General features: G+C 67.7%; 19 protein-coding genes. 8 read left to right on the top strand and 11 right to left on the bottom strand.

Going from position 1 to position 18,892, the window contains the following annotated elements; translation table 11 throughout:
- Window positions 1–15: 15 nt before the first annotated feature.
- The 10 genes from ACXN5S_RS00520 to ACXN5S_RS00475 form a co-directional block, all read right to left on the bottom strand.
- Window positions 16–240, bottom strand: coding sequence for a hypothetical protein (locus ACXN5S_RS00520; RefSeq protein ID WP_458603432.1), 225 nt, complete (start codon window positions 238–240; stop codon window positions 16–18).
- Window positions 241–339: 99 nt separating this feature from the next.
- Window positions 340–1,035, bottom strand: a complete 696-nt coding sequence (locus tag ACXN5S_RS00515; protein ID WP_458603431.1) for a YjbF family lipoprotein — start codon at window positions 1,033–1,035, stop codon at window positions 340–342.
- On the bottom strand, window positions 1,014–3,131 hold the full coding sequence (locus ACXN5S_RS00510) for a YjbH domain-containing protein (RefSeq protein ID WP_458603430.1): 2,118 nt from the start codon (window positions 3,129–3,131) through the stop codon (window positions 1,014–1,016). The genes ACXN5S_RS00515 and ACXN5S_RS00510 overlap by 22 nt, the downstream gene beginning before the upstream one ends.
- A gap of 114 nt (window positions 3,132–3,245) precedes the next feature.
- Window positions 3,246–4,430, bottom strand: coding sequence for a TIGR03862 family flavoprotein (locus tag ACXN5S_RS00505; RefSeq protein WP_458603429.1), 1,185 nt, complete (start codon window positions 4,428–4,430; stop codon window positions 3,246–3,248).
- Window positions 4,431–4,479: 49 nt separating this feature from the next.
- Window positions 4,480–4,833, bottom strand: coding sequence for a hypothetical protein (locus ACXN5S_RS00500; RefSeq protein ID WP_458603428.1), 354 nt, complete (start codon window positions 4,831–4,833; stop codon window positions 4,480–4,482).
- A 3-nt stretch (window positions 4,834–4,836) separates the two neighbouring features.
- Window positions 4,837–5,604 carry a DUF6478 family protein gene (locus ACXN5S_RS00495; RefSeq protein WP_458603427.1) on the bottom strand — a complete coding sequence of 256 codons (768 nt, stop codon included), beginning with the start codon at window positions 5,602–5,604 and terminating at the stop codon, window positions 4,837–4,839.
- A gap of 76 nt (window positions 5,605–5,680) precedes the next feature.
- Window positions 5,681–6,298 carry a dihydroxy-acid dehydratase gene (locus ACXN5S_RS00490; RefSeq protein ID WP_458603426.1) on the bottom strand — a complete coding sequence of 206 codons (618 nt, stop codon included), beginning with the start codon at window positions 6,296–6,298 and terminating at the stop codon, window positions 5,681–5,683.
- Window positions 6,298–8,061, bottom strand: a complete 1,764-nt coding sequence (gene ilvD / locus ACXN5S_RS00485; RefSeq protein WP_458603425.1) for a dihydroxy-acid dehydratase — start codon at window positions 8,059–8,061, stop codon at window positions 6,298–6,300. The genes ACXN5S_RS00490 and ilvD overlap by 1 nt, the downstream gene beginning before the upstream one ends.
- 455 nt (window positions 8,062–8,516) lie before the next feature.
- A complete protein-coding gene (locus ACXN5S_RS00480) occupies window positions 8,517–8,999 on the bottom strand; it encodes an SRPBCC family protein (protein WP_458603424.1) in 483 nt (160 codons plus the stop codon).
- A complete protein-coding gene (locus tag ACXN5S_RS00475) occupies window positions 8,996–9,328 on the bottom strand; it encodes an ArsR/SmtB family transcription factor (protein WP_458603423.1) in 333 nt (110 codons plus the stop codon). Before ACXN5S_RS00475 ends, ACXN5S_RS00480 begins: the two co-directional genes overlap by 4 nt.
- A gap of 256 nt (window positions 9,329–9,584) precedes the next feature.
- On the opposite strand from ACXN5S_RS00475, the gene ACXN5S_RS00470 reads away from it, so the two are divergent.
- From ACXN5S_RS00470 to ACXN5S_RS00455, 4 genes are all read left to right on the top strand, one after another.
- Complete coding sequence (locus ACXN5S_RS00470) at window positions 9,585–10,490, top strand: CPBP family intramembrane glutamic endopeptidase (RefSeq protein ID WP_458603422.1); 906 nt, start codon at window positions 9,585–9,587, stop codon at window positions 10,488–10,490.
- Between the two features lie 119 nt (window positions 10,491–10,609).
- Entirely contained in the window at window positions 10,610–11,605 is a 996-nt protein-coding gene (gene accD / locus ACXN5S_RS00465; protein WP_458604062.1) for an acetyl-CoA carboxylase, carboxyltransferase subunit beta, read from the top strand.
- Window positions 11,602–12,891 (top strand): bifunctional folylpolyglutamate synthase/dihydrofolate synthase, encoded by a 1,290-nt coding sequence (locus ACXN5S_RS00460; RefSeq protein WP_458603421.1) that lies wholly within the window; start codon window positions 11,602–11,604, stop codon window positions 12,889–12,891. Before accD ends, ACXN5S_RS00460 begins: the two co-directional genes overlap by 4 nt.
- Before the next feature lie 155 nt (window positions 12,892–13,046).
- Window positions 13,047–13,457, top strand: a complete 411-nt coding sequence (locus ACXN5S_RS00455; protein ID WP_458603420.1) for a hypothetical protein — start codon at window positions 13,047–13,049, stop codon at window positions 13,455–13,457.
- A 163-nt stretch (window positions 13,458–13,620) separates the two neighbouring features.
- Here ACXN5S_RS00455 and zapE read toward each other — a convergent pair whose 3' ends face one another.
- On the bottom strand, window positions 13,621–14,700 hold the full coding sequence (gene zapE, locus ACXN5S_RS00450) for a cell division protein ZapE (protein WP_458603419.1): 1,080 nt from the start codon (window positions 14,698–14,700) through the stop codon (window positions 13,621–13,623).
- A gap of 160 nt (window positions 14,701–14,860) precedes the next feature.
- On the opposite strand from zapE, the gene ACXN5S_RS00445 reads away from it, so the two are divergent.
- The 4 genes from ACXN5S_RS00445 (at window position 14,861) to ACXN5S_RS00430 (ending at window position 18,891) form a co-directional block, all read left to right on the top strand.
- Window positions 14,861–15,340, top strand: coding sequence for an N-acetyltransferase family protein (locus ACXN5S_RS00445; protein WP_458603418.1), 480 nt, complete (start codon window positions 14,861–14,863; stop codon window positions 15,338–15,340).
- Between the two features lie 58 nt (window positions 15,341–15,398).
- Window positions 15,399–16,649 carry an MFS transporter gene (locus ACXN5S_RS00440; RefSeq protein WP_458603417.1) on the top strand — a complete coding sequence of 417 codons (1,251 nt, stop codon included), beginning with the start codon at window positions 15,399–15,401 and terminating at the stop codon, window positions 16,647–16,649.
- Between the two features lie 32 nt (window positions 16,650–16,681).
- Window positions 16,682–18,184: a malonate--CoA ligase gene (locus tag ACXN5S_RS00435; protein ID WP_458603416.1), complete on the top strand. Its 1,503-nt coding sequence runs from the start codon at window positions 16,682–16,684 to the stop codon at window positions 18,182–18,184.
- Window positions 18,185–18,249: 65 nt separating this feature from the next.
- Window positions 18,250–18,891, top strand: coding sequence for an aspartate-semialdehyde dehydrogenase (locus ACXN5S_RS00430; protein WP_458603415.1), 642 nt, complete (start codon window positions 18,250–18,252; stop codon window positions 18,889–18,891).
- The last annotated feature ends 1 nt before the right edge of the window (window position 18,892 follow it).

Genomic DNA, 18,892 nt, shown 5'->3' with positions numbered 1-18,892 from the left:
AAGGGGAGGTCGATATTAGTCTTCTTCGCCGGACGAGTCGGACGCAGCGGCGATCGCGACCAGGCCAGCAAGAACGGCGGCCGGGATGACCCAGACGGGGAGCGAGAAGCCGGTGGCGACATCGTCTTCGATGACGACAACTTCCGGAACTTCGACGACCGGGGCGAAACCGCCGGCCATGGCCGAACCGGCAACCGTCGACGCGATGGCAGCGGCGGTGAGGATATTGCTGAGGCGCATGTAACTTCTCCAGTTGATAAACAAGGCGTTACGTTGGCTATAGCCCTTCATTTCTTGAAACTCAACCCGCATCTCTTTGCGCGGGCGTCGCTCCGCCAATCAAAGTTCGCTTTCGCGCAAATATGCAACAGTCTGGGTCACGAACTGGCGGCTGGAAATGATTTCTCCAGCGTTATCAAGCCAGTACTTGTTGGTGAATTGCACCCCGCCGCCCAGGCAGGTCTCTTCCCAGGCCACCGCTTCAACCTCGCGAAGGCCGAGATTCGTCGTCTCGCGCGCGCCGCCTGCGACAGTGCAATCGAAGCTTGTGGTTTCGATCTGATCGAGCCCCGTGAGCGTTTCGTGAATGCGCCGTGTGGTCCCGCCGCCGGCGCGAATCGCCGCGAGCAGCTGGCCGGGATCGGCCGCCATCAGGTCGTCGGCCAGCCCGCGAGTCGCCACCAACACCCCGTCGCGGAAGGCGGCGGAGAAATTGTACTGGCTCTCGTAGGTCACGTGGCCGTTCTGCGATTCGACGACGCGGGCCAGCCCGGCGGGGTAGAGCCCCTGCACGGTGAAGAGCACATAGGCATCGGGATTCGCGGCCAGCTCATTGGCGGTAAAGCCCGGCGGCAGCACGTTGGGGTCAGCCGCGGGCTCGCCGCCCAGCAGTTCGACATTGGCGAGGGCCGGCACCGCGGCGCGGGCGATGGCCAGCGCCGGCGAGCCTTCGTTCATCGTCCCGCAGGAAGCGAGGGCCGTCAGAGCCGCGGCGGCGAGCAGAGCGTTGCGCATCATCTCCAGAACCGTCCCCATCCGTCTTGCAGGTCGCTGAGCTGGCCAGACCGCACCGTCTCGTAAAGCCGCCCCTCGACATCCAGCCGCGCCCCGCCATCGCGCGTGAGCGAGGCGATGGTGTTGTCGAGCGTCTGCTGGGTGGGGGTGCCGGTGAAATAGTCGATGGGCACCGAGATGCGGATACCCTTGTCGAAAGAGCCCTCGCCGAAATCGTCGAAGGGCACGTCGGTCAGCGTGAAGTAGCCGCCAACCCGCCAGCCGTTCTCGAACTCGCGGTCGAGCGCGAAGGTCGCGCCCCAGTCGCCGGCAAGGTAGCGGCCGGCGTCGATCTGGGCGTGAAAGCCGTTGGTCAGGTCGTAGTAGAACGACAGGTGCCCGGAGACGACGTCGTAATCCTGAAAGCCGAAGAGCTGATCGAAGTCACGCTGCACGGCGTAGTTCACCTCGGCGCCCACGGCATAGCGGGTGTCGGGCGGGGCCCAGAGCAGCTCGCCAGAGACGCCGCCGAACATGGGCTCGAGGTAGCCGAGCGTGACGCGCGAGTAGATCTCCGGCGCCGGGCGGCCGTACCAGGCCAGCGTCAGATGCTGGATGCTGGGATTGCCGGTGTTGGCATAGAGCCCGGTGTTCGACCGAACGGGCGGAAGGGCCGAGTTCGAGGCCTTCACGTCGCGCTGCGGTGTCAGGGCATAGCGCACCGCGCCAGAGGCCACGAGGTTCGGCTGGATCTCATAGCGCGCCCGCGCTTCGAGACCGGCTTGAAGCTGCACCGGCTCGTCTTGGTCGAACAGTACCAGCCCGAAATAGGGCGCGAGGCCCCAGGTGAAGGCCGGGTCGTCATCGCGAACCCTCTGCAACGAGGCATCGGGCCCGGCGGCGCCGAGATCGGCGCGCTGGAAGATGGCCGTCGTGCCGCCGACGCGGTTTTCCAGCGTCTCGATATCGCGGCGCGCCAGTGTGACGCCCGAGGTGGGGATGCCGCGGTTCTCGGATTCCAGCTCGAAGACCTCCACCTGCGGCGGCGCCTCCTGCGTGAGGATGCGGGCGATTCGGCCCATGGCCTGGGCCTCGGCCCGGTAGCGCTGGTTGGAATAGCGCACCCGCAGCGTGTCGCCTGACAGCTCCACCCCGCGCAGCTCGATGCCCTCGGCCTCCAGCGCCGCTTGAAGGCGCGGCGTCAGGTCGGCCTGCGTGGTCGCGCCCTGCCAGCTGGCTGCGGCGGCGGCGCCACGCACATGCACGGCCGGCGGCGGCGAATCGAAGCCGCTCGCCAGCGGGCGCTCGGCGGCGTTGAGCAGCACGGTGGCCGTCAGCGCCAGCTCGTTGCCATGCAGGTAGTTAAAGCTCAGCTGCAGCCCCGGCCGCGGGAAGTAGACGAGTCCCACGTTGAACGGCGTGCTGTAGCCGAACTCGTTGCGCCGCTGCTCCATGTCGTAGCCATCGGAGGAATATTCCACCTTGAAGGTCAGCTTCTCGGTGGCGACGTATTCCACCCCCGCAAAGGCGGCGGTGGGGCCGCGGAACCAGCTTTCATAAGCGAGCGTGCCGCCCTCGCCAAAATCGTTCTTGGGCCGCTCGTCGAAATACTCGCCGAAGACAGAGAGCGGGTTGTCGAAGCTGTTCGCCGTCGCGAGCCGCCCCCATCCCAGGCCGACAGAGGCGCGCACCGAGGTGCCGAAGGTCTTCGAGGCGACGAGATACTCGCCCGAAAGGATGCCGGTGCCGAGGAAGTCGCGCAGGCCCACGGTGACCGAGGGGATGTATTCGCTCTCGTCGACCAGCTTGAAGGCGAGGTCGAAGCTGCGGTCGTACAGGTTGTTGACCGCGAGGCCCTGATAATAATCGAAGAAGGTCGAATAGCGCAGCGCCACGTTCAGCCGGTCGTTGACCTGAAAGGTGAAGGTGTTGCGCAGCTGGTTGTCGAAATAGGTCACCGTGCCGCTGACGGTGCCGGTATCGGGCAGGGCTGCCGTGGGCGTGTCGATCACGCCGGGGGTGCCGAAGAGCGCCCAGCTGATGCCGTCATCGGCCCAGGCCGGGGTGGCGAAGGGCCCGAGGCCGCTTCCGAAAGCGGCAAGGCTTGCGGCGGCCAGCAGGCGGCCAGTCTTGGTCATGTGCTCGGGCCTCCGAAAGTTTAGAGTTTTCTAACCGATCCTTTGCCGGGTTGGAAAGGACAAGGCGATGATTTTGGGCAGCAAGTCGCCGCTACCCCCACATTGTGATGCCGGCTAGGGGGCGGAGGGCCCGGAGAGCGCCGCCGCAGCCGCCGATCGGCCCGCCAGACGGCCCGTCGCGAGACAGGCGCTGATCAGGTAACCGCCCGTCGGCGCCTCCCAGTCGAGCATCTCGCCCGCGGCATAAAGGCCAGGCCGGGCGCGCATCATCAGGCCGTCGTCGAGCGCCTCGAAGCGCAGACCGCCGGCGGTGGAGATCGCCTCGTCGAGCGGGCGCAGGCCGGCATGCGCTATGGGCAGCGCTTTGATGAGCGGGGCCAGGTCATCGGGCAGGGGGCGGCCGAATTCCATGAGCAGGGCGGTCTTCTCTGGGCCGAGGCGGAGCGCGCGGCGCAGACGGTTGGGCAGGCTCAGCTTGGCGGGCTGGCGGGCGAGGCGGGTGCGGATCTCTTCGGTGCCAAGATCGGGCGTGAGGTCGGCGGTGAGCGCCGCGCCCTCCCGCAGCGCCGGGCTGAGCGGATAGATCCCACCCCCCTCGATGCCCCGGGCCGAGAGCACGATCTCGCCGCGGCTGGAGAGCGCGCCGGCGGTCAGGCGGATGCCCTTCACCGGCTGGCCGAAATGCGGGGCCATGTGGGCGGACCAGTCGATGCGAAGACCGGAGTTCGCCGGGGCGAATGGGGCGACGTCGCCTTCGAACTGCGCCGCCCAGGCGCCATCAGAGCCGAGCCGCTGCCAGCTCGCCCCGCCGAGCGCCAGTACGGTGAAGCGGGGCTCCAGTAGCGCGGTCCCGTCCGGCGTGTCGAAGCGCAGGGCGGCCCCGTCGAACCCCGTCCAGCGCCAGCGGCGGCGGAGGGTGACGCCACCCTCTTCCAGCCGGGCCAGCCAGGCGCGGAGGAGTGGCGAGGCCTTCATCGCGGTCGGGAAGACCCGGCCGGTCGAGCCGGTGAAGAGCGGCTGGCCCAGCCCCTCGGCCCAGGCCCGCACCTCCGCCGGCCCGAAGCCTTCCAACGCGGTGCGAAGGGCCGGGGGGAGGGGGGCGTAGGCGGCGAAGAAGCGCTCTGCCTCCTCCTCCTTCGTCAGGTTCAGCCCCGACTTGCCCGCCATCAGCAGCTTACGGGCGGGGGATGGCATGGCCTCGGCGACGGTCACTGAGAGGCCGGCTGCGGCCATCTCCTCCGCCGCCATCAGCCCGGCCGGGCCGGCGCCAATCACCAATGCGTCGAGTTTCTCAGCCATGCGCCGGGCTTATGCGCGGCCGGTGGCGGGGGACAAGGGGCGTGGCACCCTATTCGGCCTCGCGCCCCAGCCGCCGAAGCACCGCCTTCACCAGATCGAGTTCGGCCCGCAGCATCGTCACCTCGGTGCGCAGATCCTCCGCCAGCATCTGCCCGGCGACCAGCGTGACGCTCGCGAGCACATCGCCGGTATCGGCATCGGCGATCACGCAGGTCTGCACGCCGTCAGAGATCATCTCGGGCGGCAGCGGCAGGCGCAGCGTGGTGCCGGTGTCATGCGGCTCGATCTGCAGCCCGTCGAGCGCGCGGCCGAGATAGGTGGCGATCAGCCGGGCGGGCAGGGGGCCGGCGATCTCGCCGTGCCAGATGCCGCTTTGCAGGCGGGAGTCGATCAGCTTCGTCATCGCCTAGAGCTCCGCACGCGGATGGCGCAGCAGCGTCACGTCGCTGAGGGTCACGCGGTTCATGTGCGGGCGCTCGAAGATCAGGTCGAGCCAGAGCCGCTCGATGCGCTTCTCGTTGAGGGCAGAATAGGCGAGGTCGAACTCCACCTCCGCCGGGCCGGCACCCGGTGGGATCTCGCGCACGATCTGCTCGGTGTTCGGCCCGTGGCGGATGTTGAGCCGCGCGAAGATCTCCAGCGGCTCTTCGCAGGTGACATCCAGCTTCAGCCGCACCAGATGGCGCTTGCCAAGGCCCGCCCCGGCGGCGGCCGGCAACTCCAGCACCAGGCTGAGGAAGCTGCCCTCGAAGGCGAAGACCTCCATGCCGAGGCCGTAGGGCGCGGGGCCGCCCTCCTGACGGGTCTGACGCAGGATGATCTCGGCGCGGGGGCAATCGTGGAACAGGGTGATGTCGTCGCCGATGGCGCTGCGGCTTTCGGCGCCCGCCAGCCCGGGGTCGGCGGTGGCGCTTTGCCACAGCCGGGGGCGCCAGGCCCAGTCGCAGCCCGGCGGGCGCTCGGGCTCGGCGCTGCCAAGGCGGTGCAGGGGCAGGCGGTCGTCGGCGGTGGCGATCACTTCGCCGAGGTGATGGCGCAGCTTATGTGCGGCGGCGGCCTGCGCGGCCAGCCGGCCCGGCGCGGTGCGCGGGGCCTGCCGGGCCCAGCGTGCCCAGCGTTGCTCGGCCCGTTCTGTCAGGCCGCGCTCGATGCGGCTCATGCCGGTAATGCCCATCTGCCTGGCCTGCGCCTGCTGCCCCTCGTTGCGCCTTCTTAGCCAGAACAGCCGGCGGTTGAACAGCCCGGGGGTGCTAGCCGTCGCTTTCGGTATTGGCGCGGCGCAAGGTGTCGGCGGCGCTTTGCAGCAGCTCCAGCCCCACCGCTGTCGACAGCGGGGCGCGCGCGAGGCCGCGCAGCGCGATGGTGACGAGCCGGCCCTTCATGTCGAAGAAGGCGCGCCATTCGCGGGTTTCGATGCCGGCCGCCGGCGGGGCGCCCTCATCGGTGAAATGCACGAAGACGATACCCTGCCGGGGCTGCACGTCATCCACCGTCACTTCGGCGCCATTGCCGTCTTCCGACAGCAGCGTGGCGCCGGCCGAAGTCATCAGCAGGCCGGCCAGCTCGCCCTCCTGCCCGGTCACGGCGGCGGACCCAGCCTCGCCCACCTGGATCGACAGCAGCGCTTCGGCTGAGGGCATGATGTCGAGCGCCGAGATCAGCCCGCAGCCGGCGAAGAGCGCAAAGCCCTGGCCGGGTCGGCTGGCCTCGGTATCGGCGCAATAGCCGTAGGGTGCGGTGGCGACGATGTCGCCCTCGTAAAGCGCGATGGCCCGCGCCCCCTCGCCGGTGGGCGCGCCGAGGGCCGCGACGTTTTCGTCGCAGCCCGACAGCGCGAGCACCAATGCGGCGGCGAGGGCGCGCTTCATCACAGGTCCATGTAGCTGTGCTTCTCGGCGGCCCCGCCGGGATGCGTGACAGCGCCCCAGCGCGCGCCGCCCACGAGCTTGGCGTATTTCCACAGCGCGCCCGAGGCGTAGATCGTCTCACGCGCACCGGCCCAGTCTTTCGTGCGGGCGGCCAGCTCGTCTTCGGTCAGGTCGACAGAGATCTCGCCCTTCACGGCATCGATGGTGATGCGGTCGCCGTTCTTGAGCATCGCGATGGGGCCGCCATGGGCCGCCTCGGGGCCGACATGGCCCACGCAGAAGCCGCGGGTGGCGCCGGAGAAGCGGCCATCGGTGATGAGCGCGACCTTCTTGCCCATGCCCTGCCCGGAGAGGGCGGCGGTGGTGGCCAGCATCTCGCGCATGCCAGGGCCGCCAGCGGGGCCTTCGTTGCGGATGACGAGCACTTCGCCTTCCTCGTAGGAGCGTTGCTTGACGGCCTCGAAGGCATCCTCTTCGCATTCGAACACGCGGGCGGGGCCGGAGAAGACCTGCTCTTCGGCCTTCATGCCGGCGACCTTCACAATTGCGCCGTCGGGCGCGAGGTTGCCCTTCAGGCCCACGACGCCGCCCGTCTTGGTGATGGGGGCCTCGACAGTGTGGATGACGCGGCCATCGGCCTTGCCCTTGATCTTGTCGAGCGCCTCGCCGAGCGTCTCGCCGCTGGCTGTCATGCAGTCGAGGTGCATGAGGCCGGCCTTCGCCAGCTCTTTCATCACCACGGGGATGCCGCCGGCCTCGTACAGATCCTTGGCAACGAACTGGCCGCCCGGCTTGAGGTCCACGAAGTAGGGCGTGTCGTGGAAGATGTCGCAGACGTCGAACAGGTCGAAGTCGATCCCCGCCTCATGCGCGATGGCCGGCAGGTGCAGGCCGGCGTTCGTCGAGCCGCCGGTGCAGGCCACGACGCGCGCGGCGTTTTCCAGCGACTTGCGGGTGACGACATCGCGGGCGCGGATGTTCTTCTCGATGAGGTTCATCACGGCCTGGCCGGAGGCCTCGCCGTACTGGTCGCGGCTCTCGTAGGGCGCGGGGGCGCCGGAGGAGTTGAGCAGCGCGAGACCGATCGCCTCGGAGACGCAGGCCATGGTGTTGGCGGTGAACTGCCCGCCGCAGGCGCCGGCAGAGGGGCAGGCGACCCGCTCCAGCACGGCCAGCGCCACGTCGGAGAGCGTGCCGTTCTGGTTGCGGCCGACCGCCTCGAACATGTCCTGCACGGTGAGGTCGCGGGTGGCGAAATCTTCCGGCACATCGGCGCCGGCGGGCACGCGGCCCGGCAGGATCGAGCCGCCGTAGATGAAGACGGAGGGCACGTTGAGCCGCACCATGGCCATCATCATGCCGGGCAGCGATTTGTCGCAGCCGGCGAGGCCGACGAGGGCGTCGTAGCTGTGGCCGCGCATCGTAAGCTCGACCGAATCGGCGATGGCCTCACGGCTGGCGAGCGAAGAGCGCATGCCTTCGTGGCCCATGGCGATGCCGTCGGTCACGGTGATGGTGGTGAACTCGCGCGGCGTGCCCGAGGCAGCCTTGACGCCGAGCTTGACCGATTGGGCCTGCCGGTTGAGTGCGATGTTGCAGGGGGCGGCCTCGTTCCAGCAGGTCGCGACGCCGACGAAGGGCTGCGCGATTTCCTGCTCCGACATGCCCATGGCGTAGTAATACGAGCGGTGCGGCGCGCGGGCCGGGCCTTCGGTGACGTGCCGGCTGGGCAGCTTGGACTTGTCGGTACGATTCTTGAGCATGTGTCTACCCCTCCGCTGGAATCCCGCGGAGGGATAGACCCCGCCGCCCGCACGAGCAAGCGCGACCGCCTTTCCGGCTCATCGGGCTGCTGGCGAAGACGCGGTGCCAGAGAAGACGGCTCGGGGCTTTCATGGTGCCTGGGGTGGTATCTCGTCGTTTAACTGCTGCCGCGGTTTCAGTTCGCCCTGCGCATCCGCGACATCGCCGAGCTCGGCGGCGCCGTGCCGAGCGACGACCCGCTGCTTTCAGGTGCCAGGCAAGGCCGAGGTTCCGATCAGGTCGCTGACCCGAGATCGCCTTTGCCAAGGAGACACTGCCGTTGGTGCTCCATGCGACGAAGGTCGGCTTTGAGCCCAAACCTTCCAACTGCTGCAGTGTGACCAATGGCCGCTTTTTGGCGCTCTGCGGTTCAGGAAGTTCCTACCAAGGCCGCTTTAAAGAATAACCAAGCCTATTACTGAGCTGCTAAGCGTTCCGCGAGTTTGTCGAAGGCCTGGTTCCAACCACCTTCGCCAGCAGACCCTTCGGGCACACCGACATGGACCATCGTCATCACGGTCTTTCCATCGACTTCCTTCAATTCGATAATCACCTCGGTGATGTCTGGTGTGCCTTCTGGCATTCCCATGCTTTGCGGCGAAATAATCGTGCCGTCCTCGGTGCACATGCTCTCTGTATAGACAAGGCGCGACGGTCTCCGGACTTCTTTGTAGACTCCCGTGAACCACATCGACATCTTGCGCTCCGGCGAGGTCATCTCCATGCAGACCTTGCGCGTTCCACCGACAACGACATCCATCTCGGCGACAGGAACTGACATCCCCATTGGTCCATACCATGACCTGAAGAGCTCCGGGTCCGTCCACATGGCCCATACATCTTCGATGGGCGCGTCAAGCTCACGCTCAATCTTCACCCAGCTTTGCTGATCATTCATGGCTTTTCCTCAATTGATTTCAGAACACTGGCCATTGCATCGAAGCGGACCTCCCAGATATCTCGGTACTGGTCGGCCCAATTTGCGACGACGCGCAAAGGCTCTGCATTAAGTTTGCAGGGACGGAATTGCGCATCTTTCCCACGCGTGACCAAACCCGCTTTCTCCAATACGCGGATGTGTCTCGATACGGCGGGCAGCGTCATATCGAACGGCTCCGCCAATGCATTAACGGTGGCCTCCCCTCTGGCGAGACGCGCAAGAAGCGCCCTCCGGGTTGGATTGGCCAGTGCTGCGAATGTCGCGTCGAGTTGTTCGGACTCAGTCATGCCGGCAATTATTATACAACCTTGTTAATTAAGCAAGTGGTATAATACGACGCCAATTTGGCCGCGCCTTGCTATCGTCGCGGGCAACCATCTGAGCAGACATTGACGAAGTTTCCGAAGGTCCGCTTCGTCCCGCAGCGCAGACATTCGCAAGCTGGTCCGCCCCCGACCGGCTCGTCTCGCCTGACCCTCCGTCTCCGCCCGGGCAACACTGTGATCGCTGGCGCAGCGCGCCGCGATCTGCGAGACCGGCGCCATGTCTGCCAGCGACCAATATGCCCCGCTGAAGAGCTTCGCCGACCCCGCGCGGGGGAGTTCGGGCCTGGCCGTGCTGGGCGGGCTGGCGCTCGTCGCCTTCGCCTATATCGCCTCGCAGACGGTGATCCTCGGCATCGTGCTGCCGCCCGACCCGGGCGATGCGGCGCCGGTGGCGCTGTCGCGCTTGCAGGTGATCGCCTTCCTGCTGACCTATGTCGCGCCGCTCTTTGTGCTGATCCAATGGTGCCGCCGCGTGCTGCGCCGCCCGGCCACCACTTTGCTCGGCCCAGGCGTGCGCACCTGGCAGCACTTCCTGCGGGCGGTGCTCTGGGTGGGCGGCGTGATGGCTGCGATCCTGCTGCTGCCGCCCTGGGACCTTGGGGTGATGTATTTCAATCCGGTGCTGCCCTGGCTGGCGGCGCTGCCCTTCATCCTGCCCGCCATCCTCATCCAGACGGCGACGGAGGAGCTGATCTTCCGCGGCTATATCCAGCAGGAGCTCGCCGTGCGCAGCGAAAGCCGGCTTGTCTGGATGGTGCTGCCCTCGCTCGTCTTCGGAGCGCTGCACTGGGGCAACGGCTCCAGCCCGACCGACAGCTTTCTCTATGCCGCGCTCATCACGATCTTCGCCCTGCTCTCGGCCGATTTGACGGCGCGGACAGGCAGCCTCGGCGCCTCCATCGCCCTTCATTTCGCCGTCAATTGCCAATCGATCCTGCTCTTCGGTGAAGACGGGGCGGGGCTGCAGCGCGCAGCGCTGGCGGTGCTGCCGGCGCAGGACCCGGCGCTGCAGGGCATGGCGATCAGCGATTTCTTCAGCGTCTTCGGCATCCTGATCATCGCCTTCGGCGCGCTGCCCTTCGTCATCTACTGGCTGGCAGCGCGGGTGGCCGTGCACCGCTAGGGCGGCGAGGCAGGCGGGCGCTGCAATTGCAATCCGCCCTCAGCCGCAATATTTCCCTCCTTCAACGCCTGCCGCATGACGACATGGCAGAGCAGGCAGAACTCTGGCGGAGCCAAGCGATGAACTGGATCACCAACTACGTCCGCCCGACGATCGGCTCGCTGTTCTCGCGCCGCGAGGTGCCCGAGAACCTGTGGACGAAGTGCGACGAGTGCGGAACGATGCTGTTCCACCGCGAGCTCGACGCCGCCCAGCGGGTCTGCACCAACTGCGGCCACCACATGACGATCACGCCGCGCGCGCGGTTCGAGAAGTTCTTCGACGGCGGCAGCTTCAAAGAGATCGACGTGCCGGAGCCTATCAGCGACCCGCTGCACTTCCGCGACCAGAAGAAATACCCCGACCGCATGAAGGCCGCCCAGAAGAAGACGGGCGAGGACGAGGCGATGCTCGTCGCCGAGGGCGAGATCATGGGGCTGCCCATCGTGGCGGCCGCGCAGGATTTCTCGTTCATGGCCGGCTCGATGGGCATGTATGTGGGCAACGCCATCATCGCCGCCGCCGAGCGCGCCGTGAAGCTGAAGCGTCCACTGGTGCTGTTCTCCGCCGCTGGCGGCGCCCGCATGCAGGAGGGTATCCTGAGCCTCATGCAGATGCCCCGCACGACCGTGGCGGTCGAGATGCTGCAGGAAGCCGGGCTGCCCTATATCGTGGTGCTGACGCATCCGACGACCGGCGGCGTCACAGCCTCTTACGCCATGCTGGGCGACGTGCAGATTGCCGAGCCGGGCGCGCTGATCTGCTTCGCCGGCCCCCGTGTGATCGAGCAGACCATCCGCGAGAAGCTGCCCGAAGGCTTCCAGCGCGCCGAATACCTGCTCGACCACGGCATGCTCGACCGGGTGACGGAGCGGGGCAAGCTGAAGGAAGAGATCGCCAGCATCCTGTCGATGCTGACCGGCCATGAGCTGACGATCCCTGCCGAGCCGGTGATCGAGCCGATCAAGTCGGACGAGGAGTCCCTCGCCCCCGCCACGCCGAAGAAGCCCGCCGAGGCGCCCAAGGGCGAGAAGCCGGCCAAACCCGCAGCCGAGCCGGCACCGCCCAAGAAATGACGACCGACAGCAAAGAGCCGAGCCAGGCGGAATCCGATGCCTTGCTGGCGCGGATGATGCAAATGCATCCCAAGGTTATCGACCTGACGCTGGAGCGGATCGAACGGCTGATGCCGGCGCTGGGCAGCCCAGAGCAGAAGCTGCCGCCCATCGTTCATATCGCCGGCACCAACGGCAAGGGCTCGACCCAGGCGATGATGCGCGCCGGGCTCGAGGCGGCGGGCAAGCGCGTGCACGCCTATACTTCGCCGCATTTGGCCCGCTTTCACGAGCGCATCCGGCTGGCCGGCGAGATCATCTCCGAAGCCGAGCTGGCAGAGGTGCTGGCAGAGGCCGAGGCGGCCAATGCCGGGCAGAACATCACCTATTTCGAGATCACGACGGCCGCCGCCTACCTCGCAATGTCGCGGGTGCCGGCGGATTACGCGCTGATCGAGGTGGGCCTCGGAGGGCGCTGGGATGCGACCAACATCTTCACGCGCCCCCGGCTGACGGTGATCACCCCGGTCTCTGTCGACCATCAGCAATATCTCGGCGACACGCTGGCCGAGATCGCCAGCGCCAAGGCCGGCATCATCAAGCGCGGCGTGCCCTGCATCGTCGGCCCGCAGGACGAGGCTGCGATGGAGGTGATCGAGGCCGAGGCGGCGTCGAAGGGCGCACCGCTCATCGCCTACGGCCAGCACTGGCATGTTTATGAAGAGCGCGGCTGGCTCGTGTTTCAGGACGAGACGGGCCTGGTCGACCTGCCGCTGCCCAATCTCGCCGGCCCCCACCAGATCCAGAATGCCGGCGCCGCGATTGCCGGTTTGCGTGCGCTGGGCGAGGGCGATGCCGAGGCGGCGGTCAGCCGGGCCGAATGGCCGGCGCGGATGCAGCGCCTCCGCCACGGGCCGCTTGTCGAGGCGGCGCAGGGCTGCGAGCTCTGGCTCGATGGGGGGCATAACCCCGCCGGCGGGCAGGCGGTGGCGGCGAGCCTGAAGGCCATGAGCGACCGGCCCGTGCATCTGATCTGCGGCATGCTCAACACCAAGGATATCGCGGGCTATCTCCGCCCGCTCGGCGAGGTGGCCGAGAGCCTGACGGCGGTGACGATCCCCGGCGAGCCCAACACGCTGCCGGCTGAAGAGACAGCCGCCGCCGCCGCTTCTGTCGGCCTGCCGGCCTCGACCGCCGAGACACCGCTGGAGGCTGTCACCCGCATGGCCCGCGCGGCGCCGGGCGCGCGGCTGCTGATCTGCGGCTCGCTCTATCTTGCGGGCAACGTGCTGCGGGAGAACGGATGACAGGGCCCGCGGCAGGGCGGAAACCATATGGTTTCCGCGGCCGATTTCCATATGGAAATCGGTGCCTTGCGGCGGCCGTGGCGCTTGCCCTCCCGACCTCTCCCTTAGCCGCAGCGGAGTTCCCCTTCTGCTGGCGCGGCGCCAATGGCTACACCATGACCGGCCGCATCGCCTTTCCCGACAGCGCGCTCGGCAAGGCGCTGGTGACAGAGCGGGATGTTACCGAATTCGAGATCACCGGCTGGCTCGATGGCGCCGAGATCGGCGCCTGGTCGCTGGACGAGCTGACGCCCGAGACGACCTGGCATCTCAATTTCGACCCCAAGGAGCGTCGCTTCCCCACCGGCGGCAATTACCCCGGCGCCGCCAGCCAGGGCTGGAATGCCAATGGCGAAGTGAACGACTGCGGTCCGGGCGGCTTTGGCTTCAACTCGGGCAACTGGGCGCAGGACGTCTGCCTCGACGGCACCTGGATCTCCGCCAGCTCGATCGAACCCGACGTGCCCTTCTTCGCCGCCACAGCCCCCGTGACGCCCGATTGCCGGGCGACAGAGCTGCTCGGTTAGGCGCGCTCCGCCAAAGGTTAACAAAGTTTCTAGGCTCGATGGGGCGGGAAGCTTTGACACGCGAATCGCGATTCGCTTTAGTGATTCGTGACCCCCTTCCCGGGGAACGTCTCGCCAGGCAGGTGACCGGGAGGAGCCGCCGAACGGCTCCCCCACACCGGCCTCACCCGGCGGGCCCATCCCCCCAATCGGCGCTCTGCATCTCCATCAGCCGGCTCGCCGTGCGCTCGAATTCGAAGGCGCCCTCGCCCTCGACATACAGCATGTCCGGCGGTGCGGCGGCGGAGCAGACGAGCCGCACCTTCGCCTCGTAGAGCGCGTCGATCAGCGTGACGAAGCGGCGGGCCTGGTTGAAGTTCTCCGAGCCGAGACGGGGGATGTTCTCGAGGATCAGGATGCGCGCCGCATCGGCCAGCGCCAGGTAATCCGCCGCTCCCAGTGCCTTCGAGCAAAGGTCGTGAAATCCCGCCCGCGCCACGCCGTTGTGGAAGAGCGGGATCTCGACGTCGCGCCCGTGCACGCGCAGCAGCTCCGGCTGGCCCTCGCCGCCCGTTAGCTCCTGCCAGATGCCGTCGATGGCCTCGCGCGCCGCGGCATCGGCGGGGCAGAAGTAGCGGGCCGAGCCGGCGAGGCGGCCCTGCCGGTGATCGTTGGGAGAGGCGAGTTCCGCCACCTCCAGCCGCTCTTTCAGCAGCTCGATGAACGGCACGAAGCGGGCGCGCTGCAATCCGTCCTTGTACAGGTCGTCCGGCGGGCGGTTCGAGGTGGTCACCAGCGTGACGCCTTTCTCGAACAGCCGCTGGAAGAGCCGGCCCACGATCATCGCATCGGCGATGTCACTGATCTGCATCTCGTCGAAGGCCAGCAGCCGCACCCGCCCCGCGATATCGTCGGCCACCGGCTTGATGGCGTCGTCGACGCCCTCCTTGCGGGCCTTGTTCATCTGGGTGTGCACCCATTGCATGAAGGCGTGAAAATGCTGCCGGTCGACGGGGGCCACGCCATCCTCGCGCACGGCCTTTACCATCAGATCCATCAGCATGGATTTGCCGCGCCCGACGCCGCCCCACATGTAGAGCCCGCGCACCGCCTCTGGCTGGCTCTTGCGGAAGAGGCTTTTCTTCACGGGCTGCGCCAGCTCTTCGCGAATGCGGTCGAGCGCGGGCAGCATGGCCTCCTGCGCATCGTCGGGCTTGAGCTGCCCGGCTTCGATGCGGGCGCGGTAGAGGGCGGAGACTGTCATGGCTGCGGCGGATACCCCGGGGCGATATGGCAGGGAAGGGGTATCAACTGGTGCAAACCTTCTTGCGGGAAAGGCGGCTCGCGGTGAGAGCACCGGCATTTCGAGCGGTGCGGAAGGGCGGCTCTTGCGCTCCGCCGGCCGCCCGGCAGACAAGGGCGGCATGATCCGCCCCGCGACACCAGACGACGCCCCCGAGCTCGCCCGCCTGCATGTGCAGGCCTATGCCGAATCCTACCCCGGCATTCTCCCCGATGACATCATCACCGGCTGGAGCGTGGCGCGCCGCCTTGAGATGTGGGAGCAGATCCTCGCCGCCGGTAAGACCGAGGTCGTGATCGCCCCGGGCAAGGGCTTCGCCGCCGCCGGCCCGCAGCGGCAGGCCGGCTATGAGGCGGAGTACCCGCAAGAGCTCTACCTTCTCTATGTGCTGGAGGCCGAGAAGGGCTCCGGCCTTGGCCAGCGGCTGCTCACCCCGCTCCTCCGCCCGCCGATGACCGCCGTCGTGCTGGCGGAGAACCCGCGCGCCCGGCGGTTCTACGAGAAGGCGGGCGCGCGCTTCCTCGCCAGGTTGCCGCCGGAGCCGGGCGAGCGGGTGATCGAGGATGTCGTCTACGGATGGGGTACCCCGGCGCCCGCGTGATGCCAGCCATCACAGCTTCGCGATTGACAGCGGCCGCGCCGCGCGGCTTCGTCTCGCTATGAGCACCGAGACCGCCCGCGCCCCGCTGATCACCCCCGTTCTCATCGGGGGCTGCCTCGTCATCATGACGGGCTTCGCCATCCGCGCGGCCTTCGGTGTCTTCCAGATCCCGGTTGCCGAGGAATTCGGCTGGCCGCGGGCGGAGTTTTCCTTCGCCATCGCGCTGCAGAACCTCTTCTGGGGCATCGGCCAGCCGATCTTCGGCGCCATCGCCGAGAAGATCGGCGACCGCCGCGCAATCACCATCGGCGCGGTCCTTTATGCGGCGGGCCTCGTGCTATCCGCCGGAGCCCAATCGCCGCTCGCCATGCAGGCCTATGAGATACTCGTGGGTTTCGGCATCGCGGGCACCGGCTTCGGCGTGATCCTCGCCGTGGTGGGCCGCGCGGCGAGCGACGACAACCGCTCGATGGCGCTCGCCATCGCCACCGCCGCGGGCTCTGCCGGGCAGGTCTTCGGCGCGCCCCTGTCGGAATACCTGCTCTCACTCATGTCGTGGCAGGCCGTCTTCCTTGTCTTCGCCGCCGCCATCCTCGCCGTGCTCGCCGTGCTGCCGATGATGAAGACCCCGCGCATGGCGACGCGCGGCGAGCTGGAGGAGAGCCTCGGCCAGATCCTCGCCCGCGTCAGCCGCGACCCCTCCTACGCGATGATCTTCATCGGCTTCTTCTCCTGCGGCTACCAGCTCGCCTTCATCACCGCGCATTTCCCCGCGCTGGTGACGGAATATTGCGGGCCGATCCGCACCGGCGGCGTCCTCTCCGCGCTCGGCATCGAGACGACGAGCGCGCTCGGCGCCGTCGCCATCTCGTTCATCGGGCTCTTCAACATCGCCGGCACGCTCTTCGCCGGCTGGCTCGGCAAGCGCTATCCGCGCAAATACATCCTCGCCGCCATCTACACCGGGCGCACCATCGCCGCCGCCGCCTTCATCCTGCTGCCGATCACGCCCCTCAGCGTGCTGGTTTTCTCCGCCGTCATGGGAGGGCTCTGGCTCGCCACCGTGCCGCTCACCTCCGGCCTCGTCGCCCATCTGTGGGGGCTGCGCTACATGGGCACGCTCTACGGCATCATCTTCTTCAGCCACCAGCTCGGCGGCTTCCTCGGCGTCTGGCTGGGCGGGCGGATGTACGACATCTACGGCAATTACGATCTGGTCTGGTGGGTCGGCGTCGGCGTCGGGGCGCTGTCGGCGATCATCCACCTGCCAATCCGCGAAACGCGCGCGCCCCTGCCTGCCGCGGCTTGACCGGCGCGCCGCTTCGCGCCACCTCATGAGCCATGACAAACCTTGCGTATGACAGGCTCTTCGGCCGCCATGCGGGCGCGGCGACGCCCTTCCTCTACCTGCCCGACGGCTCGGAGCTGACGCATCAGGCCTTCCTGCACCGCGCCGAGCGCTTCGCCCAGGTGCTGGCGGGCCTCGGCCTGCAGCCCGGCGACAGGATCGCCGTGCAGGTGCCCAAATGCGCCGATGCGCTGGCGCTCTATGCCGCCTCCCTCCAGGCCGGGCTGGTCTTCCTGCCGCTGAACACCGGCTACACGCCGCGCGAGGTGGGCTACTTCCTCGCCGATTCCGGCGCGCGGCTGCTGATCGCCGACCCCGATGCCGAAGGCGTGGCCGAGGTCGCCGAAGAGGCGCGCGCGATGTTCGAGACGCTGGGCGACGAGGCGACCGGCACCCTGCCGCCGCTGGCCGCCCTGGCGCCAGAGGGCTTCCAGACCCTCCCGCGTGCCGCGGACGACCTGGCCGCGCTGCTCTACACCTCCGGCACCACGGGCCGCTCGAAGGGAGCGATGCTGACGCACGCCAACCTCGTCTCCAACGCCGAGACGCTGGCCGAGGCCTGGGCCTTCACGGCGGACGACGTGCTGCTGCACGCCCTGCCGATCTTCCACACGCACGGGCTGTTCGTCGCGACCAACACCACGCTGGTCGCCGGGGGGGCCATGATCTTCCTGCCGAAGTTCGACGTGGACGAGATGCTGGCCGGCCTGCCGATGGCGACCGCCATGATGGGCGTGCCCACCTTCTACACCCGCCTCCTGGCCGAAGAACGCTTCACTCGCGAGCTCACCACCCACATGCGGCTCTTCATTTCCGGCTCCGCTCCGCTCCTGGCCGAGACGCACCGCGCCTTCACCGGGCGCACGGGCCACGAGATCCTCGAGCGCTACGGGATGACCGAGCTCAACATGGCCACCTCCAACCCCTACGACGGCGACCGCCGCCCCGGCACCGTCGGCCCGCCCTTGCCGGGAGTGGAGGCGAAGGTGTGCAATGAGGCCGGAGAGGAACTTCCCCGCGGCGAGATCGGCATGGTGGAGGTGCGCGGGCCGAACGTCTTCGCCGGCTATTGGGGCATGCCCGACAAGACGGCGGAGGAGAAGCGCGAGAGCGGCTTCTTTATCACCGGCGACCTCGGACAGATGAGCGAGGATGGCTATCTCACCATCGTCGGCCGCGGCAAGGACCTCATCATCTCCGGCGGCTACAACATCTACCCCAAGGAGGTGGAGGAGCTGCTCGACGAGGCCGAGGGCGTGACCGAGAGCGCCGTCATCGGCGTCCCCCACCCCGACCTCGGCGAGGTGCCCTTCGCCGTGCTCGCCGCGACCGTCGATCTCGACACCGCCGCCGTCGCCGCCACGCTGGACGGCCGCCTCGCCCGCTTCAAGCAACCGCGCGGCTGGGCCGTGGTCGAGGCGCTGCCGCGCAACACCATGGGCAAAGTGCAGAAGGCCGAGCTGCGCGCGCGATACAAGGACAGCTTCCAGAGCTGAGACCCGGGGGAACCTCGCACAGCGCCCGGGCCTTACCTTCCAGTGACGAGTGAAGGAGTCCCCCCATGGCCAGTGCAGAACGCGACAATCCCCGCCTCTGGAAAGAGGTGAAGGACGAGATCACCAAAGGCAGCAAGGGCGGCAAGAAGGGCCAGTGGTCGGCCCGCAAGGCGCAGATGGCGGTGCAGGAATACAAGCGCCGCGGCGGCACCTACAACGACAGCGGCCCTGCGCAGGACGAGACGCATTTGCACGAGTGGACCGAGGAGGAGTGGGGCACCAAGTCCGGCGGGAAATCCGGCGAGACAGGTGAGCGCTACCTGCCGAAGAAGGTTCGCATGATCCTGACGGAGGACGAGTACGACCGCTCGACCGTCAGGAAGAAGAGCGGCAAGCAGCAGTTCGTGGGGCAGCCGAAGGACGTCGCCAAGAAAGCCGCCCGGATCCGCAAGGACGGCCCGTCGAAGGAGATGCTGCTCGAGCGCGCGAAAGACCTCGGCATCGAGGGCCGCAGCGACATTGGCAAGACGAAACTCCTCAGCGCCATCGAGGAGGCGACGGACAAGAACGGCCGCGCCAAGGACAGCCGCGCCCATTTCGAGGCGATGAAGAAGGACAAGCTGAAGAAGAAGGCCAAGAAGGCCGACATCAAGGGCCGCTCCGACATGTCCAAGACGCAGCTCGTGAAGGCCCTCGCCTCCCGCTGAT

The sequence above is a fragment of the Pseudoroseicyclus sp. H15 genome (assembly GCF_054353345.1).
Note: the sequence above shows the minus strand (reverse complement) of the source record. Positions and strands in the feature narration are given on the sequence as shown.